Here is a 12,070-nt window from a genome sequence, read left to right on the forward strand (position 1 = left end):
AAGGGAATTTCCGAGATGACCATGCAGTATGGCGATCTCATTCAGTTTGAGCCCATCGAGTCGGTTATCCAGCTTCTGGATGCCAATCGTCCTGACGAAGCCAAGAAGCTCGTTTCGACTTATGTCATCTCGGATGACATGGCCGAGCGGATCGCCATGCAGATGATTCCTCAGCTCTCGTTCGACGAGGCTGTCGACCACAAGGGTGTCCTGGTCGTCGGAAACTATGGCACCGGTAAGTCTCACCTGATGTCCGTGCTCTCGCTCGTCGCTGAAGATGCCGACTATGTGTCCATGATCCGCCACCCCAAGGTGGCTGACGCGGCAAGCGCGATCGCTGGCAAGTTCAAGGTTCACCGGATCGAGATTTCCAGCCAGATGTCGTTGCGCGACATCATCACGCAGCAGCTTGAGGTTTTCCTCGACAAGCAGGGGGTCAGCTTCTCCTTCCCTGCCGCCGACAAGGTCATCAACAACAAGGCTGCTTTCGAGGAGATGATGGCGGCGTTCGCCGATGTCCATCCCAATCACGGCGTACTGCTGGTCGTGGACGAGTTCCTCGAGTATCTGAGATCGCGCAAGGATCACGACCTCGTTCTGGACCTTTCATTCCTTCGCGAGATTGGCGAAGTTGCGAAGCACCTGCGTTTCCGCTTCGTAGCAGGTGTCCAGGAAGCCATCTTCGATAGCAGTCGTTTCCAGCACGTCGCTGACAGCTTGCGGCGGGTTAAAGATCGCTTCACCCAGGTCTTGCTGGCGCGGCAGGACGTGAGTTTCGTGGTGGCCGAGCGTCTTCTCAAGAAGACCGCAGACCAGCAGGACAAAATCCGCTCGTACCTGACGCCTTTCGCGAAATTCTATGGCTCAATGAATGAGCGCATGGACGAGTATGTCAGGCTCTTCCCGGTCCACCCTGATTACATCGGAACCTTCGAGCGCTTGGTCTTCACCGAGAAGCGCGGTGCTCTTGTGACGCTCCGCGATCAGATCCAGGCCATCCTCAAGGACCAGGTGCCGGAAGATCGGCCGGGCTTGATCGGTTATGACAAGTTCTGGGAAACCGTGACGTCCAACTCGGTTCTGCGCGCAGACCCCAACATTGGGCCTGTCCTGAAAGTCTCCGAAGTGCTTTCGGAGCGTGTCTCGAAGGCATTTACCAGGCCTGCATACAAGCCGATGGCTTTGCGCATCATCGATGGTTTGTCTGTCCACAGGCTGACCACCGGTGGAGACATTTATGTTCCGGTCGGTCCGACGGCTGAAGAGCTTCGCGATACGCTATGCCTGTTCCAGCCCGGCATCGAAGACATGGGGGGCGAGCCAGAAGCAGATCTCCTTTCGCTCGTGCAGACTGTGCTGCGGGAGACGTTGAAGACGGTCAACGGCCAATTTATCTCCAAGGCGGCCGATACCGAGCAGTACTACCTCGATCTGAAAAAGGACGTCGACTATGATGCCCAGATCGAGAAGCGTGCGGAGGCTCTGTCTGACGATGCGCTCGACCGTGCTTACTACAGCGCGATCCGTCAGCTTATGGAGCGGACCGACGACACGGCCTACGTGACCGGGCATCAGATCTGGCAATACCAGATCGAATGGCAGGAACGCCGTGTCGAACGCAGCGGGTATCTCTTTTTTGGCGCACCGAACGATCGGCCGACGGCCCAGCCTGAGCGCGATTTTTATATCTACTTCATCCAGCCATTCGAGCCTCCGCGGTTCAGAGACGACACCAAAGGGGATGAGGTCTTCTTCCGCTTGAAGGGCCTAGATGAGGCGATCAAGCGGCATCTCTCCTACTACGCTGCGGCGCAGGAGCTCGCTTCGACAGCCAGCGGCGGTGCGAAGACAGTGTACCTCGATAAGGCCAAGGACGCCCTGCGCGACATGAGCAAGTGGCTGCAGGAAAAGCAGATGGCGGCCTTTGAGGTCACCTATCAAGGCAAGAGCAAGACCCTGCAGGAGTGGACCAAGGGTGTTTCGCTGCGTGACAAGGCGCGCCTGGGGCCTGACGAGCGCATCAATTTCCGTGACGTCGTGAATGTTATCTCGGGCTTGGCGCTGAGCAATCAGTTTGCCGAAGTAGCCCCTGAATACCCGACATTCTCGGCGCTGGTCACTGAAGCCAACCGCAAGCAGTTGATCGGAAATGCACTGCGCGCCTTAGCCGGTGGAAATCGAACGAAGGATGCCGTCGTAATTCTCGACGGTCTTGAGATGCTCGACGGAGATCGCATCGATCCAACCCAGTCTCGGTATGCGCAGGAGGTCTTGGCTCGGCTGAAATCGAAAGGGCATGGCCAAGTCCTGAATCGGTCTGAGCTCGTGAACGGCGAAGCTGAAGTCGAGTATTTTGCCCCGATCAAATTCCGGCTTGAGCCTGATCTTCTCGTCGCTGTGTTGGGTGGACTTGTTTACGCTGGCGACATCGTACTGGCGGTCACGGGCGACAAGATCGACTCCGGAAAGATCACGCTGCTTGCCGAACGGCCAATCGATGAGCTGAAGCAGTTTAAGCATGTCGAGGCGCCGAAAGAGATCAACGTCGCCGTTCTGCGCTCGCTCTTCGAGATGCTGGGCCTGCCTCCCGGTCTTGCGCAGCAGGCAACGCAAGGTTCGGACGAGCCGGTCAAGGTGCTCCAGGAGGAGGTGGGGAGATTGACGCGGCGCGTACTCAGCGTCGCTACGGACATGCCAGGTCGGTTGAGCTTTTGGGGACAGCCGCTGTTGCGGGAAGAAGAGATCCGTGACTGGCGTGCTAAGCTCGATGCGCTCAAGGCCTTCTCGGAAAGCCTGGCACCCTACAACACGGTCGGGAAGCTCAAAAACCTTCGCGTCGGCTCTGACGATATCAGCAGCCAGAACAAGAACCTCGAGGTCCTGCAGGCCGTTGAAGGTATGCTGGAGCTGGTCGCTGAGCTTGGCACCACTGCCAGCTATCTGTCGCAGGCCGAGATGATCTTGACGGCGGACCACGCGTGGGTTGTGCAGGCTCAGGATGCGCGAAAGAAAGTTCTCGAAAAGCTCTCTGGTGACGGGGCTTCGCAACACGCTGCCGAATACCGACAAACGCTAGCCAAGCTGAAGAAAGATTACATCTCCGCTTATGTAGGACAGCACAGCAAGGCGCGCCTTGGGGGCACAGAAGAGAACACGAAGTCGGCGTTGCGGAAGGACCCGCGGCTTATCGCGATGCGGGCATTGGCTGGTATATCTTTGATGCCGACCAGCCAGCTCACGACCTTTGAAGAGAAGCTGGACAAGCTCAAAAGCTGCGCATCGCTTCTAGAATCTGATCTATCGGCCAGCCCGGTGTGCCCGCACTGCGGCTTCCGGCCTGCGAATGAGCAAGGAGATTTGCTACCGGCTGCGAATGTTCTGAAGCAGATGGACGATGAACTTGATCGGCTGATCGACGGCTGGAGGCAGACGCTGCTCGACAACCTCGATGACCCAATCATCCAGGAAAACTTTGATCTTCTCAAGCCTGCTGCCCGTGGCATCGTCAATGGCTTCATTTCTTCGAAGGCACTGCCGGAGCCAGTGACGCCTGAGTTTGTCGCCGCTGTTCAGGAGGCGCTGTCTGGGTTGGAGAAGATCAACGTGAGTGGTGAGGATATCAGACAAGCGCTGCTGCAAGGAGGGTCGCCCGCGACGCCGGAGGATCTTCGTAAACGCTTCGAGGCGTTCCTAAACGGCCGTTGCAAGGGCAAAGACACGACCAAGCTGCGCTTTGTCGTCGAGTGATCACGCGCCCCCATTCCGGAGATACGAACTGATGAGCGACCAATTGAAGATGGACCGCGAGAAGAAGGGCGAAACGGTTGAGTGCCTTGGCATGACCTTCCCAAGTGAGGGCGCTCGGCGGGAATACTTCCTTGGGCTGCTGGCTGAGAAGCTAAAAGACCCGTCGTTCAGACAGCAGGAAGGCTTTCCGCGAGGATCGGACGAAGCGATCCTCGCGATGTCTGACCCGCCTTACTACACGGCATGCCCTAATCCTTGGCTCGTCGATTTCGTGAAACATCACGGCAAGGTTTACGACCCAAGCCAGGACTACACGCGCGAGCCAATGGCGATCGACGTGTCGGTTGGCAAAACAGATGCGCTTTACAAAGCTCACTCCTACCACACAAAAGTTCCACATCTCGCCATCGTGCCATCGATCCTACACTTTACGGAACCGGGGGACGTTGTGCTGGACGGCTTTGCGGGATCGGGGATGACAGGTGTGGCCGCACAGTGGTGCGGTTCGGCCCCGGCCACCTATCGACATCAGGTGGAGATGGAGTGGAAGAAGGCGGGCATGGCCGCGCCCAAGTGGGGCGCAAGGCGAGTAATCTTAAATGACCTTTCGCCGGCAGCGACGTTTATTGGAGCAAATTATAATATTCCATTTGATGTTGAAGTTTTCGAGAAAGAAGGGGGTCGGCTGCTTAAGGAAGTCGACCAGAAGATAGGCTGGATGTACCGTACGCTGCATAGCGACGGACGAACCGAGGCGAAGATTCAATATACCGTCTGGAGTGACGCATTTAGTTGTCATGCCTGCGCTGGCGAGATCGTTTTTACAGAATCCGCGTTAGACGTAGAAACGAAGAAGGTCTCCAAGACGATAGGTTGCCCTCACTGTGGAGCTGAAGCCACAAAGGAGCAGATGGAGCTCGTTTTTGAAAGTTTCATTGATCCAGCTAACGGTACGGTAGCACAGCGTCCAAAGCGAGTCCCATCGCTCATTGTCTATAAGATCGGAAAACAGATCTACGAGAAAAAGCCCGACAAGAGGGACATTGAACTGCTGTCTCGAATTGCTGAAATTCAGTTGCCCGTTCAAATGCCAACTAACTTTCTTCCTGATTGCCAAATGACTCGAGTTGGTCGGATGCGGACGACGCGCACCGAGGCTATTCATCATATGTACTTGCCGCGTGCAGCACACGGCATGAGCGAACTCTGGCGGCTGGCTCAAGAGCATACTGACCCTCGAATTAGAGCTATCCTCATATTTATGGTTGAGCAGGCAATCTGGGGAATGTCTATTCTTGCAAGATACACGCCAACGCATTTTTCTCAAGTTAATCAGTATCTTAGTGGAGTATTCTACGTCGCATCTCAAATCTCAGAATGTAGTCCTTGGTACATTCTAGATGGCAAGCTCAAGCGGCTGGTCTCGGCGTTCGAAAAGTATCATCCGATAAGGGGAAATGCTGCAGTAACCACGGGTTCAGCGACTGCTCTGCCTGTTTCCGATAACAGCATAGACTATGTGTTTACAGACCCGCCATTTGGCGAGAATATTTATTATGCTGATCTGAATGTTCTTGTTGAGTCGTGGCATGGTGTCACTACAGATCCCACCCCTGAAGCAATCGTAGATCGAGTTAGGGAGAAGGCGGTAGCAGAATATCAGCATCTCATGACTCAGGCATTCCGAGAGTATTTCCGCGTCCTTAAGCCTGGTCGATGGATGACTGTGGTATTTTCTAATAGCCGAGCGGCGGTGTGGAACTCAATTCAAGTTGGCCTCCAGCAAGCTGGTTTCGTTGTTGCCGAAGTGAATGCGCTGGATAAGAAGCAGGGAAGCTTTCAGCAGCTGGTATCTCCTAACGCGGTCAAGCAGGATTTGGTCATCTCCGCTTACAAGCCGAACGGCGGGTTGGAGAAGAGGCTGTCGGAACACGGTGCCGCGCCAGAATCCGCATGGGATTTCGTCCAGACCCATCTGCGTCAGCTACCGGTATCCAAGATCAAGAACGGCGTCCTTGAGATGGTCGTGGAACGCGATCCTCGCCGCATCTACGACAGGATGGTCGCCTGGTTCGTCCGCCACGACTTCCCTGTACCGCTCTCCACCGAAGAGTTCCTCGATGGGCTGCGCAGCCGTTTTCCGGAACGTGACGGCATGGTGTTCCTGCCGGAGCAGGTTGCTGAATACGACAGAAAGCGTGCTCAAGCTGAGCAGCCGCCACAGATGGAGTTGTTCGTCTCCGACGAACGTTCGGCCATTGACTGGTTGATGGACTTGCTGCGGAAGCGCCCGTCGACTTATCAGGAAGTGCATCCTGAGTTCACCACCCAGATCGGTGCCGGTTGGCGGAAACACGAAGAAAGGCCGGAGCTCTCGGCGCTGCTTGCCGACAATTTCCTGCGCTACGATGGCAACGGCGACGTGCCGAGCCAGATCCACAGCTATCTGTCTACAAACTTTAAGGATTTGCGTGGTCTGGAGAAGGACGACCCGCGACTGAAGGCTAAGGCGAAGGACCGCTGGTATGCGCCCGACCCGAGCAAGGCGAAGGATCTGGAACAGAAACGCGAGCGGTCGCTGCTGAAGGAATTCGAGAGCTACAAGTCTGCGGCTGGCCGCAAGCTCAAGGAGTTTCGGCTCGAGGTGCTCCGCGCAGGCTTCAAGACGGCCTGGGGGGCAAAGGATTATAAGACCATTATTGGCATCGCCCAAAAGATCCCTGAAGAAGCGCTGCAGGAGGACGAGAAGCTGCTTCTCTGGTACGATCAGGCACTCACCCGCATGGAGGCTAGTGCGTGAACCATGTGGGCGGTGGACATGGCATCGGCGATTGGTGTTGGCATGAACGACATGCCGAGCCCTGCCGTGTCGTTGACCGGGAGGAGATCTGGGGCGCAACCGCCTATCGGGTTTGGCTACCCGGCAAGGATGCTGTCGTTCGCGCCCGATCGACCGATCTTGTAGCGCTCGACGCCGTCCAGCCGACGGTCAATCAGATTCTGCACACCGCCGCAGCAGCGAAGTTGCTGGATGCTCTGGAGGACAACCTCCTTCTAGCGCCCATCCAGTCAAGCGTCGTTCCGTTGCCGCATCAGCTATACGCCCTGAACCGGGCAATGAGCCGCGACAGGATCCGGTATCTGTTCGCCGACGAGGTTGGGCTCGGCAAAACTATCGAGGCCGGTCTTGTCCTGCGCGAATTGAAACTTCGGGGAATGGCACGGCGGATACTTGTCGTGGCTCCCAAGGGGCTGATCAGGCAGTGGCAAGCTGAAATGCGTCTGCATTTCGGTGAGCACCTCCAGTACATCGAGCCAGCCGAGCTTTCTTCCTTCCGCCAATGGCGAAGCGACGAGGAAAATCTTTGGCGGCTGCATGATCAGGTGATCTGCTCGCTCGACTCCGTCAAACCGCTCGAAGGCCGGCGAGGCTGGAGTCTGGATCAGCTCAGCACCTACAATCGGGAGCGCTTCGAGGACCTGATTTCTGCATCCTGGGATCTGGTTATAATTGATGAAGCCCACCGCATGGGTGGCAGCACAGACCAGGTTGCGCGCTACAAATTGGGCGCAGCGCTCGCAGAAGCAGCGCCCTATCTGCTGCTGCTGTCTGCAACCCCGCACCAAGGCAAGACTGACCAGTTCCATCGACTGATGCAACTACTCGACCGCGACTCTTTTCCGGACGAGAGCAGCGTTTCCAGCGAGCGAGTGCGCCCATTCGTCGTACGTACTGAGAAGCGCGCTGCAATCGATGCCGACGGCAAGCCGCTCTTCAAGCCGCGCATGACGCGCCTCCACCCCGTGGCATGGCAGGACCGTCATGCGAGCCAGCAGAAGCTCTACGAGGCCGTCACCGACTATGTCCGCCACGGCTACAATCAGGCATTGGCCGCTAAACAGCGGCACATCGGCTTCTTGATGATCCTGATGCAAAGGCTCGTGACGTCCAGCACTGCCGCTATTCGGGCGACTCTCGAAAAACGCCAAGCCTTGCTGGACCAGCCTCAGCTACAGCCAACCTTGTTCGAAACTGCCGACGTTAACGAGTGGGCTGAGCTGGACGGGCAAACCCAGGTGGATCTGGCCATCCAGACCCATGGCTGGGAGATGGAGAAGGCCGAGGTCGATACGCTGCTCGACTTAGCTCGTGCCACGGAGGCGCAGGGAACGGACGCAAAGGCAGAGGCGCTGCTGGAGCTGATCTACAGGCTTCAACAGGAAGAGAACGATCCTGAGCTGAAGGTGCTGGTCTTCACCGAGTTCGTTCCCACGCAGGCAATGCTCTCAGAATTCCTCGAAAGTCGCGGCTTTTCGGTCGCCACGTTGAACGGGAGCATGGATCTCGAAGCGCGCGGCCGGGCTCAACTGTCGTTCTCCCGAGACGTTCGCGTGCTGATCTCAACGGACGCTGGCGGCGAAGGATTGAACCTTCAATTCTGCCACGTCATCGTGAACTTTGATATGCCTTGGAATCCCATGCGGGTCGAGCAGCGCATCGGCCGCGTTGATCGTATCGGACAACCGCATGTCGTGCGCGCGATTAACTTCGTCCTTGAAGATACAGTCGAGCATCGCGTTCGCGAGGTCCTGGAAACGAAGCTCGCGGTTATTGCCGAGGAGTTCGGCGTCGATAAGGCGTCCGACGTGATGGATTCCATCGAGGCAGAGCCACTTTTTGACGAGTTGTTCGTCCATGGGTTGCAGCACCCGGAAGATATCGAGGGCGAGTGTGATGCCCTTGTAGCACAGCTTCGAACAACGATTGCAGAAGGCCAGAAGAGTAGCGAGCTCCTGTCGGATGGGCACCAGCTTGATCCCGACGATGCTCGCAAATGGAGAGACCATCCAGCACAGTTCTGGCTCGAGCGTGCCATCACCACCGGGCTGCCTGCGCGGGGTGGAGAGGCAGTCAAAGAAGCCGATGTATGGCGAGTGCGCTGGGCTGATGGGAGTGAGTCTGCCAGTGTTTGCTTCGATGCAACGACGGCCGAAGCGCGACCCGACACCGAATGGGTGACGCTTGAAGATCCACGCGCTCGGGCGCTGATCAGCGAGCTGCCACGATGCGTTTCCGGTCAGCCTGTGTCTATCGTCCGCATCACCGGGCTTCCGGACAGCGTGCGGGGAGTGTGGTCGCTTTGGGAGATCAGCCTGTCTGCCGATGATTTCAGTCGGCGGCGCTTCCTCTCCGTCTTCGTGAATGATGAAGGTCGAACGTTCCTGCCCACCGCCAAGCGGATTTGGGATCTCCTCTTGACGGAACATATCGAAAGCGCCGGTATTGCTGAGGCAAGTGATGCCAGCGAACTTTTTGAAGCCTCGAGAAATGCTGCTCTCACTCACGGCGAACGGATCTTTGGCGAGCTAACGGAGGAACATCGCGCTCGCCTTCAGGAAGATCGTGAACGTGCCAAATATGCCTATGAGGCACGGCACCAAGGGATCGGTCGGGTCGGACTGCAGACAGTCCGGGATTACCGCCGCAAGCGCCTACGCGCCGATCATGATGCGCGCATGGCGCAGCTCGATGCAGCCGAAGCATATTCGCCTGACTTGAACGCCGTCCTGATGTTGCGTGTCGGTGCGCCTGGATTGGTTATGCCATGAGTGCTTGGACCGACCGTATCCTGCAGGAGTTCCCCGCAGATCTCTCGCGTTTCTGGGTCGCCTGCGACCCCGATGTCGTGCTGTTGGATGAGCACGTTCTCCAATCCTTGCGTGATCGCGGGTTTGAACTCGTCTCATTCGACGACCCGATCGTCTTCAGGGCATACTATGAAGAGACCTATCGGGCCGCATGGGACGAAGGGAGAGATCCTCCAAGCCCCGCGCTAATCCTACATCTCTCATCTAATCAGAGCGACATTTTGCCTTGGGACTACATCCGGCAAGCGCGGATCGTCAGGCTCGGTTTGGCTGATCTCTTCGACAAGCTCAGTAGTGCAGTGTTGCGCCAGATCGATCCAAATTATTACGACAAGCTGTTTGATGCTCAGAAAGCCTATGCGTCTCAGACATTAGGCGATGCAGCGACGAGCGACTTCATTCTGACGCATGTCTTCAAGATCGTCCCGGTACTGATCGACGATGAGGTGACTTTCTGGCGTGAGGTACTCCGATTGCACCTTCGAGGCTGGAGCTTGCCACCTGTTCTCGCCGACAGGATGGCTGCGATCCTGCAATCACGGGAGAGGCTGTCTCATCTTCCAATCAAGGAACTGGTTGGAGACAGAGCATTTGCTTTGAAAGCGGCTCAATCGGCCTGGCTGACCTACCTGCAATCGTTCGGCGTCACGTCAGTAGCCTCTGAAAACCAAGAAGACGGCTCCGATTCCAGAATGGCTATTCCGTTCGATCATCCAGACATTCGCATGGTGGTAGACTCCCTGTTCTTGGAGGGATGTCTTGAGCCGGTTGCGGGCGATGCCGTTTCGGGGCACGCGCCTGCGTGGGTTCAAGTCGGCATCAAGAAGGACGTCCAAGGCCAGGCTCAGTTTATTGCTGAAAGCGCTACTGCGCTTGCAGAAGACCTGCCCGAAGAGGATGCCCACCATCGTGAATGGCTTTCGTTTGCGCAGCGTATGGGCGAACTCCTGTGCAAGTTTTTCGAGCTTCCTGGATCGCTCGGGGATGATGTTTCACCTCAAATTGAGAGGCTTCAGCAATCAGCTGACGATCGTTTCCATGGCTGGCTCATTCGGCACTTCGCTGACTTGCCTTCGCTTCCCGCGTCAAAAGCGCCGGCCATGCTACATCACGTCCCCCGGCATCTCAGTTATCGCCGCAACGGTAGCAGCGCGCGCCAGGCATTGCTCCTATTCGACGGACTGGCGATCGATCAGTGGTGCAAGATCCGTGGGCGCCTGACGGAGAAGTTGTCATCCATCGAGATTGATGAAGGAGCCTGCTTTGCGTGGTTGCCGAGTTTAACTTCGGTCTCACGTCAAACGGTGTTTTCGGGGCTCAGGCCACGAGAGTTCGCAGGAACGATAGAAAGCACAGCCGCAGAGCCGACATTGTGGGCCAAGTTCTGGCAAGATGCCGGGCTTCGCAAGAGTGAAGTCGTCTATCTCAAGGGCGTCAAGCGGCGCGAGGACCTGTCGCGGGTTGCTGATGCGGTTAGCAGCCCTAACATCAAGATCGCCGGAATCGTCGTCGATATGGTCGATGAGATCGTTCACGGTGCAACTCTGGGTAAGCGAGGCATCGCCAGTCAGATTGACGATTGGTGTGATACCGGTTTCGTGGAGCAGCTGATGACGCTGCTGCTCGATCGAGGCTTCGAGATTTTCCTCACATCGGATCACGGAAACGTCGATGCGACAGGGATTGGCCGGCTGAGCCAGGGCGTTCTATCCGAAATAAAGGGCGAGCGGGTCAGGGTCTATCGGAGCGCCGATCTGGCATCCTCGATACCCGCCGAACTTGATACCTTCAAGTTTGACCTACCGGGACTCCCCGTCGATTTTCTACCTGTTTATCCAAAGGGGAGAGGTGCCTTCACAGGGGTAGGGGATCGCCTAGTCGCTCATGGCGGAATGTCCGTTGAAGAGCTCATCGTCCCCTTCGTCCGCATTACGCCAAAGAGTTCGAGCAATGATAAGTGACACCTCGCCCCAAATCGGTTTTGACAGGTATATCCAGTTGGATTGGGCTCGCGCCGCGCTGCGTGTGCGGTCCGGCTTTGAAACTTTAGAAGAGCTGAGAGACCTGATCGACGCAAGCCATACAGGCATCGCGGCTAAGAAGAAGACACGCACAGTGTTGAACCGGCTTTGGTTAGAGCCGAGATCGGAACTCGCAACGCTATCTGATCGCGCTGTGGCAATCTACAAGTCTGACCCCAGCGCATCGGTGGCGGCACTGACCTGGGGCATGGCCATTGCGACATATCCATTTTTCGGAGCGGTTGCCGAAATTGTTGGCAGACTGCTGCGCTTACAGGGCGAATGCTCGTCAGCCGAAGTGCATCGGCGCATGGCTGAGGTCTATGGTGAGCGCGAGGGAACTCGCCGCATGACAAACATGGTGCTCCAATCTCAGGCCGACTGGGGCGCGATCAACCGGATGAACCAAGGGAAAATCATCACGGCAAGGCACAAGCCCATCTCTCTGACGCCAGAGCTGGAGCTATGGTTGGTAGAGGCTGCTCTAAGGCACGCTGGCCGAGGAATGTCCATCAACACGGTGGCGACGAGCCCTGCGCTATTCCCGTTCAGTTTCAGCGATCGACTGGGCTATAACCTCAGCCAAGATGAAAGGTTCGCTATCCGAGTAGACAGCGCCAGCAATCGCATTGTCGCATTGGTGTAAGGTTTTG

General features: G+C 56.8%; 5 protein-coding genes. All 5 read left to right on the forward strand.

Going from position 1 to position 12,070, the window contains the following annotated elements; translation table 11 throughout:
- Window positions 1-15: 15 nt before the first annotated feature.
- The 5 genes from GO308_RS04755 to GO308_RS04775 are packed head-to-tail and all read left to right on the forward strand — an operon-like array spanning window position 16 to window position 12,063.
- On the forward strand, window positions 16-3,747 hold the full coding sequence (locus tag GO308_RS04755) for a DUF6079 family protein (RefSeq protein WP_240884137.1): 3,732 nt from the start codon (window positions 16-18) through the stop codon (window positions 3,745-3,747).
- Between the two features lie 31 nt (window positions 3,748-3,778).
- Window positions 3,779-6,547 carry a DNA methyltransferase gene (locus tag GO308_RS04760; protein WP_240884139.1) on the forward strand — a complete coding sequence of 923 codons (2,769 nt, stop codon included), beginning with the start codon at window positions 3,779-3,781 and terminating at the stop codon, window positions 6,545-6,547.
- The gene (locus tag GO308_RS04765; protein WP_240884141.1) at window positions 6,544-9,357 is read left to right on the forward strand and encodes a helicase-related protein; all 2,814 of its coding nucleotides are present in this window, start codon (window positions 6,544-6,546) and stop codon (window positions 9,355-9,357) included. The genes GO308_RS04760 and GO308_RS04765 overlap by 4 nt, the downstream gene beginning before the upstream one ends.
- The gene (pglZ, locus tag GO308_RS04770) at window positions 9,354-11,357 is read left to right on the forward strand and encodes a BREX-3 system phosphatase PglZ (RefSeq protein WP_240884142.1); all 2,004 of its coding nucleotides are present in this window, start codon (window positions 9,354-9,356) and stop codon (window positions 11,355-11,357) included. Before GO308_RS04765 ends, pglZ begins: the two co-directional genes overlap by 4 nt.
- On the forward strand, window positions 11,347-12,063 hold the full coding sequence (locus GO308_RS04775; RefSeq protein ID WP_240884144.1) for a hypothetical protein: 717 nt from the start codon (window positions 11,347-11,349) through the stop codon (window positions 12,061-12,063). The genes pglZ and GO308_RS04775 overlap by 11 nt, the downstream gene beginning before the upstream one ends.
- Window positions 12,064-12,070 lie beyond the last annotated feature (7 nt).

The organism is Sphingomonas sp. SFZ2018-12, from assembly GCF_022496715.1.
Lineage (GTDB): Bacteria > Pseudomonadota > Alphaproteobacteria > Sphingomonadales > Sphingomonadaceae > Sphingomonas.